At 73.5% G+C, this 20,073-nt stretch carries 22 protein-coding genes; 11 read left to right on the top strand and 11 right to left on the bottom strand.

The window, feature by feature from the left end; all coding sequences use genetic code 11:
* Position 1 precedes the first annotated feature (1 nt).
* From ABIB37_RS03730 to ABIB37_RS03695, 8 genes are all read left to right on the top strand, one after another.
* Positions 2 to 652, top strand: coding sequence for an ArsR/SmtB family transcription factor (locus ABIB37_RS03730; RefSeq protein WP_354256857.1), 651 nt, complete (start codon positions 2 to 4; stop codon positions 650 to 652).
* 112 nt (positions 653 to 764) lie between these two features.
* The gene (locus tag ABIB37_RS03725; protein WP_354256855.1) at positions 765 to 2,036 is read left to right on the top strand and encodes an MFS transporter; all 1,272 of its coding nucleotides are present in this window, start codon (positions 765 to 767) and stop codon (positions 2,034 to 2,036) included.
* Between the two features lie 11 nt (positions 2,037 to 2,047).
* Positions 2,048 to 2,320, top strand: coding sequence for a hypothetical protein (locus ABIB37_RS03720; RefSeq protein ID WP_354256852.1), 273 nt, complete (start codon positions 2,048 to 2,050; stop codon positions 2,318 to 2,320).
* Between the two features lie 96 nt (positions 2,321 to 2,416).
* Entirely contained in the window at positions 2,417 to 3,199 is a 783-nt protein-coding gene (locus tag ABIB37_RS03715; RefSeq protein ID WP_354256850.1) for a hypothetical protein, read from the top strand.
* A 45-nt stretch (positions 3,200 to 3,244) separates the two neighbouring features.
* Positions 3,245 to 3,724 carry a glutathione peroxidase gene (locus ABIB37_RS03710; protein WP_354256847.1) on the top strand — a complete coding sequence of 160 codons (480 nt, stop codon included), beginning with the start codon at positions 3,245 to 3,247 and terminating at the stop codon, positions 3,722 to 3,724.
* A 64-nt stretch (positions 3,725 to 3,788) separates the two neighbouring features.
* Positions 3,789 to 4,523: a hypothetical protein gene (locus tag ABIB37_RS03705; protein ID WP_354256844.1), complete on the top strand. Its 735-nt coding sequence runs from the start codon at positions 3,789 to 3,791 to the stop codon at positions 4,521 to 4,523.
* Between the two features lie 45 nt (positions 4,524 to 4,568).
* Positions 4,569 to 5,804 (top strand): low temperature requirement protein A, encoded by a 1,236-nt coding sequence (locus ABIB37_RS03700; RefSeq protein ID WP_502914027.1) that lies wholly within the window; start codon positions 4,569 to 4,571, stop codon positions 5,802 to 5,804.
* Positions 5,801 to 6,595, top strand: coding sequence for a sulfite exporter TauE/SafE family protein (locus ABIB37_RS03695; RefSeq protein WP_354256842.1), 795 nt, complete (start codon positions 5,801 to 5,803; stop codon positions 6,593 to 6,595). The genes ABIB37_RS03700 and ABIB37_RS03695 overlap by 4 nt, the downstream gene beginning before the upstream one ends.
* Positions 6,596 to 6,615: 20 nt before the next feature.
* Here the strand turns inward: ABIB37_RS03695 and ABIB37_RS03690 are convergent, their stop codons facing one another.
* The 5 genes from ABIB37_RS03690 to ABIB37_RS03670 form a co-directional block, all read right to left on the bottom strand.
* On the bottom strand, positions 6,616 to 7,092 hold the full coding sequence (locus tag ABIB37_RS03690) for a DUF427 domain-containing protein (RefSeq protein ID WP_354256839.1): 477 nt from the start codon (positions 7,090 to 7,092) through the stop codon (positions 6,616 to 6,618).
* 89 nt (positions 7,093 to 7,181) lie between these two features.
* Entirely contained in the window at positions 7,182 to 8,432 is a 1,251-nt protein-coding gene (locus ABIB37_RS03685; RefSeq protein ID WP_354256837.1) for an MFS transporter, read from the bottom strand.
* An 11-nt stretch (positions 8,433 to 8,443) separates the two neighbouring features.
* The gene (locus ABIB37_RS03680; RefSeq protein WP_123696912.1) at positions 8,444 to 8,863 is read right to left on the bottom strand and encodes a MarR family winged helix-turn-helix transcriptional regulator; all 420 of its coding nucleotides are present in this window, start codon (positions 8,861 to 8,863) and stop codon (positions 8,444 to 8,446) included.
* Positions 8,864 to 8,912: 49 nt separating this feature from the next.
* Positions 8,913 to 9,311, bottom strand: a complete 399-nt coding sequence (locus ABIB37_RS03675) for a hypothetical protein (protein ID WP_354256835.1) — start codon at positions 9,309 to 9,311, stop codon at positions 8,913 to 8,915.
* 56 nt (positions 9,312 to 9,367) lie between these two features.
* Complete coding sequence (locus tag ABIB37_RS03670) at positions 9,368 to 10,609, bottom strand: phosphotransferase family protein (RefSeq protein ID WP_354256833.1); 1,242 nt, start codon at positions 10,607 to 10,609, stop codon at positions 9,368 to 9,370.
* Between the two features lie 95 nt (positions 10,610 to 10,704).
* Between ABIB37_RS03670 and ABIB37_RS03665 the strand changes: the two genes are divergently transcribed.
* Together ABIB37_RS03665 and ABIB37_RS03660 are read left to right on the top strand one after the other, a co-directional pair.
* Complete coding sequence (locus ABIB37_RS03665; protein WP_354256831.1) at positions 10,705 to 12,282, top strand: sensor histidine kinase; 1,578 nt, start codon at positions 10,705 to 10,707, stop codon at positions 12,280 to 12,282.
* On the top strand, positions 12,267 to 12,929 hold the full coding sequence (locus ABIB37_RS03660) for a response regulator transcription factor (protein WP_354256830.1): 663 nt from the start codon (positions 12,267 to 12,269) through the stop codon (positions 12,927 to 12,929). Before ABIB37_RS03665 ends, ABIB37_RS03660 begins: the two co-directional genes overlap by 16 nt.
* A 72-nt stretch (positions 12,930 to 13,001) precedes the next feature.
* Here ABIB37_RS03660 and ABIB37_RS03655 read toward each other — a convergent pair whose 3' ends face one another.
* From ABIB37_RS03655 to ABIB37_RS03635, 5 genes are all read right to left on the bottom strand, one after another.
* Positions 13,002 to 13,622: a hypothetical protein gene (locus ABIB37_RS03655; RefSeq protein ID WP_354256828.1), complete on the bottom strand. Its 621-nt coding sequence runs from the start codon at positions 13,620 to 13,622 to the stop codon at positions 13,002 to 13,004.
* Positions 13,623 to 13,820: 198 nt separating this feature from the next.
* A complete protein-coding gene (locus tag ABIB37_RS03650; RefSeq protein WP_354256825.1) occupies positions 13,821 to 14,939 on the bottom strand; it encodes a phosphotransferase family protein in 1,119 nt (372 codons plus the stop codon).
* A 51-nt stretch (positions 14,940 to 14,990) separates the two neighbouring features.
* The gene (locus ABIB37_RS03645; protein WP_354256823.1) at positions 14,991 to 15,449 is read right to left on the bottom strand and encodes a MarR family winged helix-turn-helix transcriptional regulator; all 459 of its coding nucleotides are present in this window, start codon (positions 15,447 to 15,449) and stop codon (positions 14,991 to 14,993) included.
* Positions 15,446 to 16,063 carry a CE1759 family FMN reductase gene (locus tag ABIB37_RS03640; protein WP_123696922.1) on the bottom strand — a complete coding sequence of 206 codons (618 nt, stop codon included), beginning with the start codon at positions 16,061 to 16,063 and terminating at the stop codon, positions 15,446 to 15,448. The genes ABIB37_RS03645 and ABIB37_RS03640 overlap by 4 nt, the downstream gene beginning before the upstream one ends.
* Positions 16,060 to 17,241: an LLM class flavin-dependent oxidoreductase gene (locus tag ABIB37_RS03635; protein ID WP_354261518.1), complete on the bottom strand. Its 1,182-nt coding sequence runs from the start codon at positions 17,239 to 17,241 to the stop codon at positions 16,060 to 16,062. Before ABIB37_RS03635 ends, ABIB37_RS03640 begins: the two co-directional genes overlap by 4 nt.
* Positions 17,242 to 17,422: 181 nt before the next feature.
* On the opposite strand from ABIB37_RS03635, the gene solA reads away from it, so the two are divergent.
* Positions 17,423 to 18,685 (top strand): N-methyl-L-tryptophan oxidase, encoded by a 1,263-nt coding sequence (gene solA / locus ABIB37_RS03630; RefSeq protein WP_354256820.1) that lies wholly within the window; start codon positions 17,423 to 17,425, stop codon positions 18,683 to 18,685.
* On the opposite strand, the gene ABIB37_RS03625 is transcribed toward solA, so the two are convergent.
* Complete coding sequence (locus ABIB37_RS03625) at positions 18,682 to 20,010, bottom strand: MFS transporter (protein WP_354256817.1); 1,329 nt, start codon at positions 20,008 to 20,010, stop codon at positions 18,682 to 18,684. The two genes, solA and ABIB37_RS03625, sit on opposite strands and share 4 nt — an antisense overlap.
* Positions 20,011 to 20,073 lie beyond the last annotated feature (63 nt).

The following is a 20,073-nucleotide window of genomic DNA, read 5'->3' as shown; positions in this document are numbered from 1 at the left end:
CATGACCGAGGCGCGCGACCCGTCCGATCGGGCACCGCAGAGCGAGGCGGGCGATGAGGCCCCCGCGCTCCGGAGCAGCGATCCCGCGGTGCTGCGCGCGCTCGCCCACCCCCTGCGGGTCGAGATCCTCGCCGTCATCGACGAGCTCGAGGAGGCGACCGCGACGCAGATCGCGGAGCGCGTCGGCGAGAGCCCGTCGAACTGCTCCTTCCACCTGCGCACGCTCGAGAAGGCCGGCTTCATCGTGCGCGCCGAGGCCAAGGGCACGTCGAAGCCGTGGCGGTCGGCGCACCGGAGCCGCGATCTGCGCCCCGACCCCGACGACATCGACTCGGTGCGGTCGTCGAGCACGATCGGCGCCCTCTACGTGCAGCACGAGGCCGACCGGATGATCAAGTTCCTCACCGCGCACGGCAACGGCAAGCTGCCGGAGTGGGTGAACGGCGTCACCGTCAACATCTCCACCTTCTGGGCGACGCCCGACGAGCTCGCCGAGGTCGCGGAGGAGATCGCCCACCTCGTCGACCGCTTCCGCGGCCGCCACGACGACGCGTCGCTGCGCCCGGTCGGCAGCCACAAGTCGCACTTCTTCGCCACCCTCAACCCCGATCTGGACGCGCCGCTGACCGGCGCGGAGCCCGCCGCGGACTGACGCCCGTCCGCTCGTCGAGGAGGCCGTGAGCCCCGCCTCGACGCCCCGGCCGCGCGCCCGCGGTCACGATCCGCCGCGCCCGCGCAGCGCCTGCCCCACCCGAGGACCGCTCATGACCACCACCGCATCCACGGCGACCGCCGCCAAGCCCGCGTCGCCCATGCGCCGCCCCGCCTACCGCCGCCTCATGGTCGGCTGGGTCGCCACCAACCTCGGCGACAGCGCGCTCTACCTCGTGCTCGCGATCTGGGTGCGGGAGCTCACCGGCTCCGACGCCGCGGGCGCGCTCGTCTTCCTCTTCATCGGCCTGCCCGCGCTGCTCGCGCCCTTCGCCGGCCAGCTCGCCGACCGCGTGCACCGCCGCCCGCTGCTCATCGGCACCAACCTCGGCACGGCGGCCGTCGTGCTCACGCTGCTGCTCGTGCAGGGGGCTGAGCACGTCTGGCTCATCTACGCCGCCACCTTCGGCTACGGCCTCGCCGCCTACCTCACCGCCGCGGCGCAATCGGGCCTGCTGCGCGACCTGCTGCCGGACGAGGAGCTCGCCGGCGCGAACGGCATCTTCACGTCGATCGACAACGGGATGCGCATCATCAGCCCGGCGCTCGGCGCGGCCCTGTACGTCGCCGCCGGGGCGTGGGCGGTCATCGCGCTCGCGGCGGGCGGCTTCCTCACCATGGCGATCGTGCTCACGACCGTGCGCATCCAGGAGTCGCCGCCCGAGCCGCGCCTGGCCGGCGAGACGTACTGGCACGAGCTCTCGGCGGGCTTCCGCGCGCTGCTCGCCGACCCGCTGCTGCGGCTGCTCACCATCGCCACCGCGATCGGCTTCGGCCTGACCGGGCTGCTCAACGCGACGATCTTCCCGCTCGTCGAGCACGGCCTGCAGGAGGGTCCCGCAGCGCTCGGGCCCGCGCAGGCGATCCAGGGCGTCGGCGCCCTCGCGGGCGGCCTGTGCTCCGCCTGGATGCTGCGCCGGATCGGCGAGCGCCGCCTCGTCGCGTGGGGGCTCGCGCTCGTCGGGCTCGGCACCGTGGTCGCGTTCCTCGTCGTGCAGTGGCCGCTGCCGGAGGCGTGGATGCGCTGGGTGGGCGTCGGCGCGCTGCAGGCGCTCGTCGGGTTCGGCGTCCCGTGGGTGATCGTCGGCGTCGTGACGCTGCGGATGCGGCTCGCGGCGCCCCGGCTGCAGGGCCGCACCTCGGCGGCGCTCAACGTGTCGATCAACGTGCCGCAGATGCTCATGCTCGCGCTCGGCAGCGCGCTCCTCGGGGCGATCGACTACCGCTGGCTCATCGCGGCGACCGCGGTCGGCGTGCTCGGCGCGGCGCTCGCCGTCGCGCTCGGCCGCCGCCTCGACCACGCGGCCGCCGACCCGGACGTCTGAGCACCGACGCGGTGTTCGGCGAGCTCGCGCGGCTGGCCGAGGCCGACGGCGGCGAGCTGCAGGTGCTCCGCACTCGCCGCCGCGTCAGGATCGCGCGCACCGATGCTCCCTCGCTGGACGCTCCCACGCCGGTGGCGTGCGACCTCGTCGTCATCGGCCACCAGCTGCTCGAGCATCGCGAGGTCGGCGACCCCGATGCGCTCCGTCGGAGCATGCACGCGCTCATCGATCGGTTGATCGCGACGACGAGCTGGCAGATCGGCGGGGAGCGCGTCGAGCGCTGACGCACGGCGCCGAGTTCGACGTGCCGCCGTCCATCGGAGGGATGATTGCGCGCCCGGGCGGCCCCTCCGGGCGCCGCCGCCTGCCAGGCTCCTGCCATGCGACGCATCCACTGGACCTGGCCGGCCGCCGCGCTGTGCCTCGTCGGTGCCGTGGTGACGGGCTGCATGCTGCTGCAGCCGCCGGCGCCCAGGGCGACGGTGACGGACGCATCCGGGCAGGAGGTCACGCTCTCGTGGGCCGACTTCCCCGGGGAGGCGTGGGTCGAGCCCGCCGAGGTGCTCGCGGCGCCGCGGGCGGAGGAGATCGAGTCGGTCGGCGACGCGCTCCTCACCGATCTGCAGCGCGTCGTCGACGAGCACGCGAGGGGCGGCTCCTGGGCGGAGGGCGCGGCGGGCGGCATGTTCGCGAACACCGGCAACGGCTATGGCGGCGAGACGCTGCACCACCTCTACAACTCGAGCGACCGGTCGACCGTGACGGTGCCCGACGACTGGCCGGCGCTGAGCGCCGCGCTCGACGCGGAGCTCGCCGAGCACGGCTTCGACCCGATCGTCTGGGACTTCGATCGCGCGCCGTACGCGCACCAGACGCCGGCCGAGCACGATGCCGAGGTCGTCGAGGTGCACGGGTCGCTCGACCCGGCGCAGATGTGGCAGTGGCTCGGCATGGCGTCGAACGGCAGCGCCTGGGTCTCGGTGATGCTCGTGGACCTCGATCGAGGGGTGGGGGCGCCGCCGGAGACGGACGCCGCCGTGCAGTCCCAGGTGTCGCTCATGGCGGGCGCGACCGTCATCCAGGCGGCGGACGAGCAGGCCTACCGGGACGGCACCGCGCCGTTCGCGGGGCTCGAGCGCCCTGAGCCCACGACCTCGGACTGACGCGCGGCTCGGCGCGCGCATAGCAAGACCCGGGAGGATGAGCGCATGACGACGCTCAGCGACTTCCAGGCAGAGGCACTCACCGGCGGCGAGGTCGACCTCGCCGACTACGAGGGCAAGGTCGTGCTCGTGGTGAACACGGCGAGCCAGTGCGGCCTCACGCCCCAGTTCGAGGGCCTCGAGCAGCTCTACCGCGACCTCGCGCCGGAGGGGCTCGTCGTGCTCGGCTTCCCCTCGGACAGCTTCAACCAGGAGCTCGACGAGGCCGAGGCGATCGCCGATGCGTGCGAGCGCAACTATGGCGTCAGCTTCCCGATGTTCGCGAAGGTCGCGGTCAACGGCAGCGACACGCACCCCGTCTTCCAGTGGCTCAAGGAGGAGAAGAAGGGGCTGCTCGGCGGCGCGATCAAGTGGAACTTCACGAAGTTCCTCATCGGCCGCGACGGCACGGTGCTCGAGCGCTTCGCGCCCACCACGACGCCGGAGCAGCTGCGCGGCGACGTCGAGCAGGCGCTCGCCGCCTGACCGCCGCGAGCGCGACACGATGACGCCCCTGGCACGCCGGGGGACGCGGTCCTAGCCTGACGCCATGACGCTGTCGGAACCGGGCGCCCTCGCGGGGTCCGGCCGGCCGATCGGGGCCGCGCCGCTGCCGGCTCCGCGGCCGCTGCTGCCGCGCGCCGCGGCGCACCGGGCCCGCCTCGCGGGCGGCGTCGGCGGCGGGCTCGCCTGGCTCGGGCTCGCCGTCGCGCAGGCATGCGCCGCAATGCTGCTGCTCGGGCTCGCGATCCCCGCGCTGCTGCTCGGCGCCGTCGCGTGGATGGAGGGTGCCCCGGAACCGGGCGCCGGCATCGCCCGCGCGGTGCTGCCCTGGCTCGGGACGCCGACCGCGATCGCACTCGCGATCGGCGTCCCGTTGGGCCTCGGCATGGCGCTCCTCGGGCTGTGGCTCAGCGCGCGCATGCTGCGCCACCCCGGGCTCGCGCATCCGGTCGGCGTGACGTGGGCCGCGTTCGGCATCGCCCTCGTGGCCGCGAGCATCGTCAGCGGGCTCGGCTCGTCCGCCGGCGCCCCGTTCGTCGGCGGCGTCCCGGGCATCGGCTCCGGTGGGCTCGGCGGATCGTCGTCGGGCATCGATCCGGACGCGCTGGCCGAGTGGGCCGATGCCGACCGGCTCGTCGCGATCGCCTGGCCGTTCGTCGCGATCGGCAGCCTCGCCTCGATCATCGTGCCGATCGTCCTGAGCGTCTTCGCCTGGTGGTGGATGGCCCATGCCATGCGACCGGCGGCCCCGTCACCGGCTCGGCCGCCGACCGAGCCCTGACGCCCTCGGCGCGCGGCGCGCGTCGGCGACCGTAGGCTCAGCGCCATGAGCATGTCCCACCACGCCGGTTCGCGCGACAGCGGCGAGCCCGAGGTCGTCCCGGCAGCCGAGGCCGGTCGATTCCGGCTCATGCGGATGCGTCCGCGCGATCCGGAGGAGCCCGGCAGGGCCGCGACGCCGCTCGAGCTCTTCTTCGACCTCGTGTTCGTCGTCGCGGTGAGCATCGCGGCCGTCAACCTGCACCACGCGCTGAGCGAGGGCCACATCGCGGAGGGGCTGCTCGTCTACGCCGTGATCTTCTTCGGCATCTGGTGGGCGTGGATGAACTTCACGTGGTTCGCCACCTCGTTCGGCACCGACGACTGGCTGTACCGGCTGCTGACGTTCGTGCAGATGGCCGGCGTGCTCGTGCTGGCCGCCGGCATCAAGCCGGCGTTCGAGGAGCGCGACTTCTCGCTGCTGATCTTCAGCTACGTCGTGATGCGGGTCGCGATGGTGGCGCAGTGGCTGCGCGCGTCGCGCGGCGCCGGCGACAGCCGTCGGGCGACCCAGCTCTACGCGATCGGCATCTCGGTGCTGCAGGGGCTGTGGCTGCTGTCGCTGCTGCTGCCCGCTCCGGTGTCGTACGTCGCGATCGTCCTGCTGATGGTCGCCGAGCTCGCGGTGCCGCTCGTCGCCGAGCGGCAGGGCGAGACGCCCTGGCACCCGCACCACCTGACCGAGCGCTTCGGTCTCTTCACGCTCATCCTGCTCGGCGAGAGCCTGCTCGCCTCGGCCAACGCGGTCATCGTCGCGCTCGAGGAGGTCGACGAGCTGGGCCCGCTGCTCTGGATCGCGACGCTCGCGCTCGTGGTGACCTGCGCGCTCTGGTGGATCTACTTCTGGTCGCCCCACCACCGGCTCATCACCGACTACGCGAGCTCGCTGCGGCACGGCTACGCGCACTACTTCGTCTTCGCCGCCGCCGGTGCCCTCTCTGCCGGCATCGAGGTGGAGATCGACGTGCTCACGGAGACGTCGTCGCTCGATCCGCTCCTCGCGTCCTTCACCGTCACCGTGCCGATCGCGGTGTTCGTCATGGGCATCTGGTGGATCGCGCTGCGGCACCAGCGCGACCGCCTCGTGAACACGGTCGTGCCGACCGCTGCGCTGCTCGTGCTGCTCGACCCGGTGCTGCCGTTCCCCGTCGCTGTGTCGGCGATCATCCTGTCGCTGGTCGTCGTCGTGCTCGTGCTGCGCGCGCCGGAGGAGGCCCACGAGCACGGCAGGATGGAGGGGTGACCGAGAGCGAAGAGACCGACCAGCGCCGCCCGATCCTCGCCCTCGTCGGCATCGGGCTGTTCGCCGGCTTCCTGTCGGGGATGTTCGGCATCGGCGGCGGGATCGTCATCGTGCCGCTCCTCGTGCTGCTCGCGCGCTTCGGCCGCCGTCGCGCGGCGGGGACGTCGCTCGCCGCGATCGTGCCGTCGGCGCTCGTGGGCGTCGGCAGCTACGCCGCCGCGGGTCACGTCGACTGGCTCGTCGCGCTCATCCTCGTCATCGGCTCGGTCATCGGCGCGCAGGTCGGCGCGCACCTGCTGCACAAGCTGCCCGTGCTCGCGATCCGCTGGGCGTTCATCGTGTTCCTCGCCGCGGTCGCGGTGAGCCTGTTCTTCGTGGTGCCCTCGCGCGAGGCCGAGACGGCGCTCGATCCGTGGTCGATCGCCGCGCTCGTCGTGCTGGGCTTCATCACCGGCGTCCTCTCGGGCATCCTCGGCGTCGGCGGCGGCATCATCATCGTGCCGATGCTCATCCTGCTGTTCGGGCAGAGCGACCTGGTCGCGAAGGGCACGTCGCTCGCGATGATGATCCCGACCGCGATCTCGGGCACGATCGGCAACCTGCGCAAGCGCAACGTCGACCTGCTGTCAGCCCTCGTCGTCGGCCTGTCGGCGTGCGTGACGACCGCCCTCGGCGCGGCCGCCGCGATCGCGCTCGACGCGCGCACCGCGTCGATCCTCTTCGCCGTCTTCCTCGTCGTGCTCATCGTGCGGCTCGTGGTGGAGGCCGTGAAGATGGGCCACGAGGAGTGAGCGGGCGCTGACCGCCTCGGCTACCAGCCCCGCGTGCCCGGCGCGCCCTTGAACGGTCCGGTCACGCGCGACGTGATCCAGCCGCCGTAGAAGCCGCCGGCCTGCGGCTCGACCGCCTCGCCGTCGACCTCCACGCGGTCCATGCGGCCCGGGTAGATCGCGATGTGGTCGGCGAGCGGCTCGAAGCCCGGCTGCGGGGTCGGGTACCACCACGCGGCAGCGGACTCGGCGCGATCGCCGCCGGCGACCGTGAGGTAGCTCGCGCGGCCCTTCCACTCGCAGACGCTCGCACCCGGTGCGCTCGCGAGCGCTCCCTCGCGGAAGGCGGCGCGCGGCAGGTAGTAGGTGGGCGGATGGCTCGTCTCGAGCACGCGCAGCGACGCGCGCGTCTCGGCGATCACCTCGCCGCCGAGCACCACGCGCACGAGCTCGTCGCTCGGCTCGATGCGGGGCGGGCGCGGGTAGTCCCAGACGTTCTCGGTCGGTCGCGTGGTCATGCGCCCACGCTATGCACCGCGCCTATCAACCCCGCAGGAGCCGGCTGGCGACGCTCGAGCCGCGAGCGCCTCGAGCCGCCCGCGACCGGTCACTTCACGACGTCGACCGACTCCGTCGCCGGCGGCAGCGTCAGCGTGCCGGTGCGGGTCATCCGGTCGCCGCGGCGCGCGCGGGCCCACCAGATCGCGCCGGCCACGAAGGCGATGAGGCACGTCGCGGCGGCGACCAGGATGCCGGAGCGAGGGCCGAACAGGTCGGCGACCCAGCCCACGATCGGGGCGCCGATCGGGGTGCCGCCCATGAAGACCGCGCCGTAGAGCGCCATCACGCGCCCGCGCACCTCCGGAGCGCTCGTGAGCTGCACCATCGAGTTCGCGTTCGTCATGAAGAGCTGCGCCGTGAAGCCGGCGACCGCGAGCGCGATGCCGAACACCCAGATGCTCGGCGCGAGCGCGGCGAAGACGCAGGCGAGCACGAACGAGCCGATGCCGCCGATGATGTAGGTCCAGCGCGGCCGCTCGGAGCGCGCGGCGAGCAGGGCGCCCGTCACGGAGCCGATCGCCATCGCGCTCGAGAGGATGCCGAACGTGCTCGCGTCCGCGCGGTACTCGACGCTCGTCATCGTCGAGATGTAGATCGGGAAGTTGAGCCCGAACGTGCCGAGGATGAACGCCATCACGAAGACGATGAGCAGATCGCCGCGCTTCCGCACGTAGCGGAAGCCCTCAACGATGTCGCCGAAGCCCTTGGCGCCGCGCGGGCTCGGCTGCAGCTCGCTCCTGCGGATCCGCAGCAGCGCGACGATCATCGCGATGAACGTCACCGCGTTGATGAGGAAGACCGGGCCCGGCGCGACGAGCGCGATGAGCACGCCCGCGACCGCCGGGCCGATGAGGCGCGCGCCGTGGAACGAGGCGGAGTTGAGCGCGACCGCGTTGGCGATGTCGCCCTGCCCCACGAGCTCGGAGACGAACGCCTGGCGCGCCGGCATGTCGAACGCCTGGACGATGCCGAACGCGAGCGCGAACAGCTGCACGTGCCAGAGCTCGACGAGGCCGGTGGTCACGACCACGCCGAGGATGAGCGCGAGCACGCCCATCGCGGATTGCGTGACGAGCAGCACCTTGCGGCGGTCGTACTTGTCGGCGATGAGCCCCGAGACGGGCACCAGCAGCAGCTGCGGGCCGAACTGCAGCGCCATGTTGATGCCGACGGCGGTCGCGTCGTTCTCGGTCAGGACGGTCAGCACCGTCCACGACAGCGCCGTCGACTGCATCCACGCGCCGACGTTCGAGATCAGCGCGCCGGTGAACCAGGTGCGGTAGTTGAAGAGCCGCAAGCTCCGGAACATCATTGCTCGGCCAGCCGCTCGATGATCGGCACAGCACGCTCGAGCGCGGCGCGGTCCTCGGCGCTCAGCTGCTCGATCGCGGAGGCGAGCGCGCGGTTGCGGCGCTCGCGGGTCTCGCCGATCATCTGCTCGCCCTTGGCGCTGATGCGGAAGATCACCATGCGGCCGTCGCTCGGGTGGTCGCTGCGCTCGACGTAGCCGAGCGACTCGAGGTGCTGCAGCGTCTTCACCATGCTCGGCGGCTTCACGCACTCGGCGGCGGCGATCCTCGCGAGCGTGGGCTCCTCGAGCGCCTGCATCGCGCCGAGCGCGGAGAGGTGGTGGAGCGACAGGTTCTCGTCCGCCCGCTCGCGGCGCATGCGGCGCCCCATGCGCACGAGCGCCACGCGCAGGGAATCGGCGAGGGCGATGGCAGGCATTTCATTAGTCTACCTCACGACCCTGCGATCCGGGAGGTCTGCGCGCGGCTCAGCCGTTCGACGCGGCGGAGGCGGCCGAGACCGAGGCGGCCGGGGCCACGGGCGCCGGCGCCGGCGCCGGAGCGGGTGCCTGCTGCGCGGGCGCGGGCGCGGGTGCGGGGGCCGGAGCGGGCGCCGGCGCAGGTGCGGGCGCCGCTGCGCTCGCCGCGCCGCTCGCCGAGGGCGTCGCGGTCGGGGACGGGGCGAGGATCACGTCGCCGCCGGCCTTCGACGGGATGGCGCCGGCCGATCCGTCGAGCGCGTCGCCGCGGATCTCGACCCCCGCGACCGGGCGGCCCGCCGCATCCTGCACGCTCATCGCGTTGGCGACGCCGACGGCGCCGATCGCGAGGGCGCCGACGCTGAGCACGCCGGCCGTGCCGACGAGGATCCACTGGTTGCGCTGCATGCCTCCACGATCACGTCGCCGCGTGAGCGGCGCAGGAGGGTCGGATGAGAGCTCTCTCATCTGCCGCCCCGCGCGCGCCCGGCGTGACCGAGGATCTCGAGGCCGAGCGCGAGCTCGGCCTCGGCCGTCTCGAGGTCGCCGCGCTCCGTCGGGGTGAGCGCGTGGGCGAGGACATGCACCGCCGTGCGGTGCGCGACGCGCGCGCGTCCCGGTCGCCCGGGCGCGAGCCAGCGCGCCGCCGACGCGTCGAGGAGCCGCCGGAAGCCCGCCGCCCTCGCCGGGTCGGCACGGGAGAGCGCGATCGATGCGACGAGGTGCCCCATCAACGCTGCCTCGTCGTCGGCCGGATCCCCGAGGCCGGCCGTGTCGATGTCGATGACGCCGGCGATGCGGCTCGACCCGTCCGCGTCGATGAACAGCTGCCCGACGTGGAGGTCGCCGTGCACGGTGCGGCGGTCGGCGTCGTCGGGTGCGGCGGCGTCCAATGCGTCGAGCGAGCGCTCGACGCTCGCGAGGAGCACCCCGAGCCGGGCCCCGCGCCGGGCGTGGCGGTCGAGCGCCGCGCGCAGCCGCGAGACGTACCAGGGGGTGCGCGAGGCGAGCGAGGCGCGTGCGTCGCGACCGGTGTCGACCGCCGCCATCCGCTCGCGCAGCGCGTCGATCGAGTCGAGCAGCAGCTCGGGGTCGAGCTCGTCGAGCCGCGCGGTCAGCGGCACGCCCGCCGCGGCCTCGGTGAGCACGATGCCGAGCTCCGACCAGCCGGTGATGGTGGGCACCGGTACGCCGCCCGCGCGGAGCGACTCCTGCAGGTGCACGATGGCGGCCGACGACGACGGGCGCACGATCTTCAGGTAGGTCTCGCGGGCGCCGGCGCGCATCCGGAACATGGCGCGCTTGCCCGGTCGGTAGACGAGCAGCTCGGGGCGCCGGTCGATCGCGACGCCCATGCGGGCCATGAGCGTCGCGGCGGCGTCGGGGAACGAGGCGGGGGAGAGCGCCGGCAGCCGCGGGTCGGCGGGGTGCAGCCAGATGCGCGCCTGGGGCTGCTGCGGGTCCCCGAGCACCAGCCCGGTCTCGCTGTCGACGCGCTTGCCCGAGGTGTCGACGTACCAGGCGCGGGCGGTGCCGGCCTCCTCGAAGCCGGTGAGCGCCCCCTCGCCATACGGCTCGTGGCTCAGCATGCGCAGCTCGCCCCGCAGCTCGTCGCCGAGCGCATCGCGCAGCAGCTGCTCCTCGGCGCTCCTGCCGGGATCGACCGGCTCCGCCGTCGCGTGCTCGTGCTCCCGCTGCTGCTGCATGCCTCGATCCCAGCAGACGCGCGGCGCCGGTGGGCGAGCGTGAGGCTTCTCTCACCTTCGGCACATGGCGCACCCGCGGGTGGTTGCATGGTCAGATGCCCGATGCGCCACGCCCTCGCCTGCGCACCTGGACGGTGCGCTCGCGGATCGTCGGGCTCTTGACGCTGCTCTCGCTCATCACGGCGATCGCGGCGGGCAGCGTCGCCTACGCGGTCGATCGCGTGCGGGTGCTCGAGCAGATCGACGCCAACCTCGACGCGGCGCTCGACTCCGTGCGGTTCATCGTCGAGGGGGACGACTGGTCGTCGACCGACGAGGCCGTCTCGACGATCGTGCAGCGGCTCGCCCCGGACGACAACACCGGCACCCTCGGCATCGTCGACGGCGAGGCGGCCTGGCAGCCCGGCATCGCGCCCGACGTGCCGCTCGAGCAGCTGCCCGGCTTCGTCGAGCGGATCATCGCCGAGACGGCGGACGGCCGCACGGTGCTCGGCACCTACGTCGAGGGGACGCGGTCGATCCGCTACCTGGCCGCGCCTGTCACGGTGGGCGAGGTCGCGAGCGGCCCGCCGCGTGCCGTCTTCGTCACCGGCTACGACGTCGAGGCGGAGCTCGCCGAGCTCGACGGCGCCGCCCGGGTCTTCGCCCTCACCGCGCTCCTCGCCACCGCGGTCACGTTCGGCATCGGGCTGCTCGTCTCCGGGCGGCTGCTGCGCCCCATCCGCCACATGCGCGAGGTCGCGGAGCGCGCCTCGGGGGCAGACCTGTCGGAGCGCATCCCGGTGACGGGCAAGGACGATGTCTCGCAGCTCGCCGCGACGGTCAACGGCATGCTCGACCGGCTCGGCAGCTCGCTCGACGACCAGCGGCAGCTGCTGCAGGACGTCGGGCACGAGCTGAAGACGCCCATCACGATCGTGCGCGGCCACCTCGAGCTCGTGGATCCGGAGAGCCCGGCCGACGTCGTCGAGACACGGGAGCTCGCGATCGACGAGCTCGATCGGATGGCGCGGCTCGTCGACGACCTGCGCGCCGCCGCACGCCTGCGCGACCCGGCGGCGTTCGAGCTGCGGGACACCGACGTCGCGGCGCTCGTCGAGCAGATCGCGGTGAAGGCGCTCGCCATCGACGGCGCCGACCTCGACCCGAACGTCGAGGCCACGCCGGTCGTCGCCCGGCTCGACCCGGACCGCATCACGCAGGCCATGCTGCAGCTGGCCGCGAACGCGGTGCGGCACGCGCGAGGGCCGTTCGCGATCGGCTCCCGTGTGCGCGGCAGCGACCTCGAGCTCTTCGTGCGCGACCGCGGCCCCGGCGTGCCCGACGAGCTCAAGCAGGTGATCTTCGAGCGCTTCCGCCGCGGCGCCGCCGAGGGGCGCGGAGACGGCGGCTCGGGCCTGGGGCTGTCGATCGTCGCGCTCATCGCCGAGCGGCACGGGGGCAGGGCGTGGGTGGCGGATGCCGGCGCCGGCTCCGAGTTCCTCCTCACGCTGCCCGGCGCGATCGTGCCGCCCGCGAGCACGCCGCCCGCGAGCGCGTCGGTGGCGACCCCGTCGACGCAGGACGACCACGCCATCCGCGACCGTGCCATCCACGACGGCGCCGTCCACGACCGCACGACCGCCGACCGCACGTCCGCCGACCACCAGGAGCAGCAGTGGCATCGATCCTGATCGCCGAGGACGAGGCGCGCATCGCCGCGTTCGTCGAGAAGGGGCTGGCCGCGGCCGGCTACAGCACCCGCGTCGCCGCGACCGGGCCCGAGGCGCTCGACCTCGCGCTCACCGATGGGTTCGACCTGCTCGTGCTCGACATCGGCCTGCCCGGCATGGACGGCTTCGAGGTGCTCGCGCAGTTGCGCGGCTCGGGATCGTCGATGCCGGTGATCATCCTCACCGCGCGCGGCGGCGGGAGCGACACCGTCGCGGGGCTCGAGGGCGGCGCCGACGACTACATGGCGAAGCCGTTCCGCTTCGACGAGCTGCTCGCACGGGTCCGGCTGCGGATGGCGTCGGCCGCCTCCGGCGCGCAGGTGCCCTCGGAGCTCCGGCACCAGGGCCTCGAGCTCGACATCCGCACCCGCCGCGCGAGGATGGACGGCCGCGAGGTCGACCTCTCGGGCCGCGAGTTCGCGCTCGCCGAGGAGCTCGTGCGGCACGCCGGCCAGGTGCTGTCGCGCGAGCAGCTGCTCAGCCGCGTCTGGGGCTACGACTTCGACCCCGGCTCGAACGTCGTCGACGTCTACATCCGCTACCTGCGCAACAAGCTGGGCGCCGACCGGATCGAGACCGTGCGGGGCATGGGCTACCGCCTGGTCTGACCGCGTCGCGTGCCGCCGGACGCGACGAAGCGCCGCCCCCGGAGGGAGCGGCGCCTCGCGATGGTGCGTGGGTCAGTCGCCCAGCAGGCCGCCGAGCTCGACGCCGACCTCGCCGTCCTCGCCCTCGCCGACCACGACGACGCCCAGGTCGAGCGCGTCGGTGTCGTCGGAGGCGCCGGCCTCCGTGCCGACCTCGAGGCTCTCGTCCTCGGTCTGTGCCGAGGTGCCCGTGCTCGTGCTGGCGCCGTCCTCGGTCGCGCTGGCCTCGGCGCCCGTGGCGACGGCGACATCCTCCGTCGCGGCGCCCGCGCCGGTCGCGACGGCCGCGCCGTCCTCATCGGCGGCAACGCCCGCGCCGGCGCCGACCGCGACGTCCTCGGTCTCGACCGCGGTGCCCGTGGCGACGTCGATCGACTCCGACTCCTCGTCGGCCGAGACGTCGAGCCCAGTGCCGATCGCGGTGTCGTCGCCCTGCAGCATGACGATCGACTTGATGTCGAGGCCGTCCTCGCCGAGGCCCAGGCCGACCTCCGCGTTGCCGCTCGAGTCCTCCTCGGCGTAGCCGAGCCCGAGGCCCAGGTCGAGGCTCTCGTCGTCGTGGTCCGCGGCGTTCGCCGCGAAGCCACCGGTGACAGCGAGGCCGAGGCCCACGACTCCGGCGGTGGCGATCTTGAAGGTGGTGCGCTTCTGCATGGCTTCCCTTTCGGTTGATGTCGCGACCCGGAGGCCACGACAGCTTCAGCGTGTGCAGTGGTGCTTCGGGATCACCGCGCCGGCTGGATTGGGCGCACGGGCGGCCGCACCGCAATCCTCCGCGCCAGCACTGGCGAGTCGACGGTTGCCCAGTTGGCCGCTGCCCGGGCGTGTCGCGAGCGCAGCGCGAGCGGCGGCTCAGCGCCTCGCGCGAGCCGGCGCGATGCGCTGGGCGCGATCGAGCAGCAGGCCGGCCGCCTCGGGGGAGCGGTCGGCGGCCCGGATGCCGTGGCCCACGAGGTGCAGCGCCGTGAGCGCCGCGGCATGCGCGTCGCGCAGCCAGCGGTCGGCCGCCTCGTCGGCGATCGCCTGCAGCAGCGCGGCATCCGTCGTGCGCCCCGCGACCTCGTTCGTCACGGCGCTCGCGATGGCGTGGCCGATGAATGCGGCGGTGTCGTCCGCGGGGTCGCCGAGCCCGGCCGTGTCGACGTCGATGACGCTCGACACGCGCCCGCCGGTGAGGAAGAGCTGGCCGATGTGGAGGTCGCCGTGCACGACGCGCGCCTGGCCGACCCGGCGCAGGTGCGGCACGAGCGCCGGGAGCAGCGCTCTGGCGTCGGCGGCGCGCTCGGGCAGGTCGGCGGCGAGCCGGTCGAGGTGCCAGTCGATCCGCGACCCGGCGGAGGCGCGAGCGATGCGCCGCGTGCGCACCGAGAGCAGGTGCCCGCGCAGCTCGTCGACCGCGTCGAGCAGCACGCGGGCGGGCATGCGGCTCGCGGCGACGGGTCCGGGCGTGCCCTCGGCGTCGCGCACGACGACGACCCCCGCGGGCGTCCAGTGCACGACCTCCGGCGCCGGGACTCCCGCTGCGCGGCACGCGCGGTGGATCTCGGCGAGGTCCTCGGCCTCTCCCGGCCGGACGACCTTCACGAACAGGTGCACGCCGTGCTGCGTCAGCCGCACGACCGCCCTCCGGCCCGGCCGGTAGGCGAGCACCCGGGCCTCGATCGGGCCGCCGCTGCCCGCGGCGTTCGCGATGCGGCCGAGCCGCACCGGGTCGAGCGCGGTGCGCAGCGCCGGCAGTCGGGGGTCGAACGGATGCCGCCAGATGCGCGCGACCGCGACGCCCTCGCGCGAGCGGATGACGAAGCCGGTCTCGCGTGCGACGGGCTGGCGCGAGCTGTCGACGAACCAGTCGCCCGCGTGCTCGCCGGCGTCGATCGTGAAGCGGGCGATGCTGCCCTCGCCGAAGGGCTCGACAGCGATCAGGCGACCGGCATCGCCGATCGCCTTCTCCAGCAGTCGCTGCTCCAGCACCTCGTCATCGTCTCAGGAACCGCTGAAGGCTCGCCCAAGACGCGACGGAGGTCAGTCCTCGTGGTCGCGGGCGAGCAGGCGCGAGCGCAGCGGGCCGAAGACGCGGTCGAGCACCTCGACCGCGTCGGCGTCGAGGCAGCCGAGGAACAGCTCCTCGACGTGCCGGGCGTGCTGCGGGCGTGCCTTGCGCAGGCGACGTCGTCCGGCATCCGTCAGCACCGCGTCGGTGCCGCGGCGGTCGTCGATGCTCGGCTGGCGCACCACGAGCTCCTCGCGCTCGAGCGCGGCGATGCGGTACGTCAGCCGGCCGGGCGCGAAGGCGATCGCACGGGCGAGGTCGCCCATGCGCATCCGCCCGCCCTCGGCCTCCGACAGCACGAGCAGCACGTTGAAGTCGCCGAGGTCGATCCCGCTCGTCGCCTTCATGCGGCGCTCGAGCTCGTTCTCGAGCAGCCGCGAGCCCTCGAAGTACGCGCGCCAGGCGCGCGGAGCGACGCGGTCGCTCGTCACGCGTGCCCCAGCATCTGCTCGAACGACAGGAACGCCTCGCCCGACTCGTCGAACGGGTCGGCCTCTCGGCGCCGCGGCAGCGCCACCATGAGGTCGGCGAGCTCCTTGCCCTCGCGCTCGATGCGCCTCTCGAGCCCGGAGTCGGTGCCCCAGTCCTCGCTCGCGGCGAAGACGCCCGTCGGCACGACCTGCGCCTTGAGGTACGAGAACATCGGGCGCATCGCCGTGTCCATGACCATCGAGTGCCGGGCGGAGCCGCCGGTCGCCCCGAGCGCGGTGGGGATCGAGGCGAGCTGGCCCTCCTCGATGACGTCGAAGAACGACTTGAAGAGCCCCGAGTACGACATGTTGAACGTCGGCGTGACGGCGATGATCGCCTCGGCGTCCACCACCTCGCGGATCGCCGCGGCGAGCGCCTCCGAGGGGTTGTGCGTGAGCATGTGCGACGCGATGTCCTGCGCGAGCGGCCGCAGCACGACGTCGACGGCTTCGGTGTGCTGGCCGTGGCCGGCGAGCGCGCGCAGGGTGGCGTCGCGCAGCCGGTCGGCCAGCAGCTTCGTGCTCGACGGCTCGCCGAGGCCCGCCGAGACGACCGCGATGCGGGGGGAGGTCACGCTGCCTCGCCTCCCTGCCGGGCGATCGCCGCACCGGTGTCGAGGTCGGAGCGCTCGCCCTGCGCGCGCCAGGTGCTGCCCTGCTCGCCGAGCTGCGTGCCGGCCTCCTTCGCGGCGGCGACGCGCGCGGCGTGGGTGGGCGCATCCGGCACGCCCGCCTGGCGCACCGAGTCGAACTCGCGGCGCAGCACCGGCACGACCTCGGTGCCGAGCACCTCGATCTGCTCGAGCACCTCCTCGAGCGGCAGGCCCGCGTGGTCGACGAGGAACAGCTGGCGCTGGTAGTCGCCCACGTAGTCGCGGAACCTGAGGGTCTTCTCGATGACCTGCTCGGGCGTGCCGACCGTGAGCGGGGTCGCCTCGGTGAACTCCTCGAGCGACGGGCCGTGGCCGTAGACCGGGGCGACGTCGAAGAACGGGCGGAACCGCTCCTTCGCCTCGCGCTCGGTCGGCTTCATGAAGATCTGGCCGCCGAGGCCGACGAACGCCTGCTCGGGCTCGCCGTGGCCGTAGTGCGCGAAGCGCGAGCGGTACAGGCGCACCATCCGCTCGGTGTGCTCCTTGTTCCAGAAGATGTTGTTGTGGAAGAAGCCGTCGCCGTAGTACGCGGCCTGCTCGGCGATCTGCGGCGAGCGGATGGAGCCGTGCCACACGAAGGGCGCGACGCCGTCGAGCGGCGCGGGGGTCGAGGTGTAGCCGGTGAGCGGCGTGCGGTGCTTGCCCGTCCAGTTCACGACCGGCTGGGTCCAGAGCTTCCGGAGCAGGGCGTAGTGCTCGATCGCGAGCTCGATGCCGTCGCGGATGTCCTTGCCGAACCACGGGTAGACGGGGCCGGTGTTGCCGCGGCCGAGCGTGAGGTCGACGCGGCCGTCGCTCAGGTGCTGCAGCATCGCGAAGTCCTCGGCGATCTTCACCGGGTCGTTCGTGGTGATGAGCGTCGTCGCGGTCGAGAGGATGAGCCGCTCGGTGCGCGCTGCGATGTGACCGAGGATCGTCGTGGGCGAGGAGGAGAAGAACGGCGGGTTGTGGTGCTCGCCGGCGGCGAAGACGTCGAGGCCGACCTCCTCGGCCTTCTCGGCCATGGCGATCCAGCCCTTGATGCGCTCGTGCTCGGTGGGCGTGCGGCCCGTCGTGGGGTCCTGGGTGAGGTCGCTCACCGAGAAGATGCCGAACTGCATGCTGCTCATGGCGTTTCCTTCCGTCGCTGGCAAGTATTTCAAAGTTGAACGACATCTGCAACCGCGGGTGCCGACACTGTATTCCCGGATCCTCAACCGGGTCAGTGGTCGGCGGACGCGACTGTTGCGCCGGGTGACCACTGGCCCGGTCGAGGATCGCGCGGCGTCGTAGATTCGAGGGATGAGCGATGCACGGGCGGATGCGGTGGATCAGCAGGGTGAGCGGATCGCGGACGTCGTGGTGGTCGGGCTCGGCGCCGTGGGGTCGAGCGCCGCATGGCGGCTCGCCGCGCGCGGCCTCGACGTGGTCGGCATCGATCAGCACGAGCCGGGCCACCCGTGGGGCGGATCGCACGGCCGGTCGCGGCTCTTCCGCGTCGCGTGCCTCGAGCACCCGGGGCTCACACCCATCGCGCGCCGCTCGCGCGAGCTCTGGCGCGAGCTCGAGGCGCACAGCGGCGAGGAGCTGCTCGTCGAGACCGGCGGCATCATGATCGGGCAGCCCGGCACGCGCATCATCGAGGGCACGCTCGCCGCCGCGCGCGAGCACGACCTGCCCGTCGAGCAGCTCGACGCCGCGGCGATCGCGGAGCGGCTGCCCGCGCTCGCGCACCTCCACCCGGGCGACGTGGGCATCTGGGATCCGGAGGCGGGCGTGCTGCGGCCCGAGGCGGCGATCGTCGCGGCCGTCGACGCCGCGCGTGCCGCAGGCGCCAGCATCCGCACCGGCGAGCGGGTGCTCGGCATCGAGGTCGACGACGTCGGCGACATCGGGCACGCCGCCGTCACGGTGCGGCTCGAGCGCGGCGACGTGCGCGCCCGGCGCGCGGTGATCGCCGCGGGGCCGTGGCTCGCGCAGCTCACCGGCCTGCCGGTGCGGCCGCACCGCGTCGTCATGAGCTGGTTCGGCGCGCGCGACGGGCACGACGCGTCCATCGACCGCATCCCGGTGTTCATCCGCAGCGTGCCCGGCACGGCGGAGTGGATCTGGGGCCACGGCGCCCTGCCCGGCGACCTCGCGAAGGTCGGCCCCGAGTTCGACGGCCCCTTCGACGAGGACGACCCCGACGCGATCGACCGCGAGGTCCACGCCGCCGACACCGCCCGCATCCGCGAGCTCGTCGATGCCGCGTTCCCCGACCTCGACCCCGAGCCGGCCGATCTCACGACCTGCATCATGGCGCACACGCCCGACGGCCAGTTCGTCGTCGGGCCGACGGATGCCTCGGGCCGCGTCATCGTCGCCGGCGGCTGCTCGGGGCACTCGTTCAAGCACGCGGCCGCGCTCGGCGAGCTCGCCGCGCAGCTCGCCGTCGACGAGCAGCCCTTCACCGACATCGGCTTCCTCGACCCCCGACGCTTCGATCCGAACGGAGCGGTCGGCGGTGCGAGGGCAGATGCCCCTCGCGCGACCGGCGGCTCCGTCGAGACGGGCTCGCCCTAGTCGCTCGAGCCCGGCCGCTCGGTCGGGACGGCCGTGCCGGTCGTCGGCGGCCGATCGGTGGCGACCGGCGCCTCGGCGTCGGCCTCGCGCTGGGTGTCGGCGGGGTCGTGCTGCGCGCGGCTCAGCAGCACGAACGGCACCGCGATCGCCGAGATGGCACCGCTCAGCAGCAGCGAGAAGCCGTAGCCCCCGATGTCGGCGCTGCGCCCGAGCGCCGGCTGGAACGCCGTGCTGCCCGCCGACCCGAGCAGCGAGTCGAACGAGAGCACGGTCGCCCGCTGCTTCGAGGGGATGAGGTCGTTCAGGTAGGCGCGGTGCACCGGGTCGTCGATGGCCGACATGACGCCCCACAGGGCGACGAGCCCGATGGCGATCCAGAAGTCCTGCACGAGGCCGAGCGCCACCAGCACGGCCACGCTCGTCACCGTCGCGAGCAGGATCGTCGAGGTGCGGTGGCGGAACAGCCGCCGCACGAGCGGCGCGATCGCCCCGCCCACCATCGAGGCGCCCGAGAGCAGGGCGGCGGCGAGGCCGGCGACCGTGTAGGCGTTCGGGTCGCCCCACAGCTGCAGCAGGTGCGGCTGCAGGGCGTAGAAGACGTAGAAGCCGACGCCCGCCGTGAACGGGCTCGCGAGCAGCAGCCAGCGCACCGGCGCGTTGCCGAGCCCGTGGCGCCAGGACGCGCGCAGCACCGTGCGCGTCGCCCGGATCGGGCCCTCGCTGCGGTCGGGCTGGAAGCCGAGGTTGCGCATGAGCAGCCCCGCGACGACGATCATCGCCAGCAGCACGCCCGCGCGGATGAGGAACGGCACCCCGAGGTCGGTCACCTGCGCGATGAAGCCGCCGAGCACCGACCCTGACAGCATCGCCGCGCCGCTCACGATGAGCGAGCGGCCGAAGACGGTCTCGAGGCTGCCCTCGTAGCCGGCCGCCTGCAGGGCGTCGACGAGCCAGGCGTCGACGGCGCCGGTGAAGAAGGTGAAGCCGAGGCCGAGCAGCACCGAGACGAGCGCCCAGGCCCAGAACGGCGACTCCCACACCCAGAGCAGCCAGTAGAGCACCGTCGTGACCGCGAGCGTGAGCGTGCCGAGCAGGTACGACGCCCGCCGGCCAAGGGTGTCGGCGACGACGCCGGTGGGGATCTCGAACAGCAGCACGCCCACCGTGTAGAACGCGTTGGCGGCGAACGCCTCGAGGTTCGTGAGCCCCGCGTCGAGCAGGAAGAGGGTGTTGATGCCCCAGATGAACGATGCCGCAAGCGTGTTGCCGAGCGTGAGGACGTAGTAGGTGCCCTGGACGCGGCGCGGTGAGGGGAGAGCGGGCATCAGCGATCGCCAGGAGCGTCCATGGCGCCATCGTGGCACGTCGGTCGCCGGGCTTCGACCCCT

The organism is Agrococcus sp. UYP10 (assembly GCF_040547205.1).
In the GTDB taxonomy this organism is placed as follows: domain Bacteria; phylum Actinomycetota; class Actinomycetes; order Actinomycetales; family Microbacteriaceae; genus Agrococcus; species Agrococcus jenensis.
The sequence above is the reverse complement of the archived record's forward strand: the minus strand, read 5'-3'. Positions and strand labels throughout refer to the sequence as shown.

Excerpts from the sequence above, each read along its gene's own strand:
- ABIB37_RS03730 (WP_354256857.1), top strand. The coding sequence starts at position 2 with ATGACCGAGGCGCGCGACCCGTCCGATCGGGCACCGCAGAGCGAGGCG.
- ABIB37_RS03725 (WP_354256855.1), top strand. The coding sequence starts at position 765 with ATGACCACCACCGCATCCACGGCGACCGCCGCCAAGCCCGCGTCGCCC.
- ABIB37_RS03715 (WP_354256850.1), top strand. The coding sequence starts at position 2,417 with ATGCGACGCATCCACTGGACCTGGCCGGCCGCCGCGCTGTGCCTCGTC.
- ABIB37_RS03710 (WP_354256847.1), top strand. The coding sequence starts at position 3,245 with ATGACGACGCTCAGCGACTTCCAGGCAGAGGCACTCACCGGCGGCGAG.
- ABIB37_RS03705 (WP_354256844.1), top strand. The coding sequence starts at position 3,789 with ATGACGCTGTCGGAACCGGGCGCCCTCGCGGGGTCCGGCCGGCCGATC.
- ABIB37_RS03700 (WP_502914027.1), top strand. The coding sequence starts at position 4,569 with ATGAGCATGTCCCACCACGCCGGTTCGCGCGACAGCGGCGAGCCCGAG.
- ABIB37_RS03690 (WP_354256839.1), bottom strand. The coding sequence starts at position 7,092 with ATGACCACGCGACCGACCGAGAACGTCTGGGACTACCCGCGCCCGCCC.
- ABIB37_RS03680 (WP_123696912.1), bottom strand. The coding sequence starts at position 8,863 with ATGCCTGCCATCGCCCTCGCCGATTCCCTGCGCGTGGCGCTCGTGCGC.
- ABIB37_RS03675 (WP_354256835.1), bottom strand. The coding sequence starts at position 9,311 with ATGCAGCGCAACCAGTGGATCCTCGTCGGCACGGCCGGCGTGCTCAGC.
- ABIB37_RS03670 (WP_354256833.1), bottom strand. The coding sequence starts at position 10,609 with ATGCAGCAGCAGCGGGAGCACGAGCACGCGACGGCGGAGCCGGTCGAT.
- ABIB37_RS03665 (WP_354256831.1), top strand. The coding sequence starts at position 10,705 with ATGCCCGATGCGCCACGCCCTCGCCTGCGCACCTGGACGGTGCGCTCG.
- ABIB37_RS03655 (WP_354256828.1), bottom strand. The coding sequence starts at position 13,622 with ATGCAGAAGCGCACCACCTTCAAGATCGCCACCGCCGGAGTCGTGGGC.
- ABIB37_RS03635 (WP_354261518.1), bottom strand. The coding sequence starts at position 17,241 with ATGCAGTTCGGCATCTTCTCGGTGAGCGACCTCACCCAGGACCCCACG.
- solA (WP_354256820.1), top strand. The coding sequence starts at position 17,423 with ATGAGCGATGCACGGGCGGATGCGGTGGATCAGCAGGGTGAGCGGATC.
- ABIB37_RS03625 (WP_354256817.1), bottom strand. The coding sequence starts at position 20,010 with ATGCCCGCTCTCCCCTCACCGCGCCGCGTCCAGGGCACCTACTACGTC.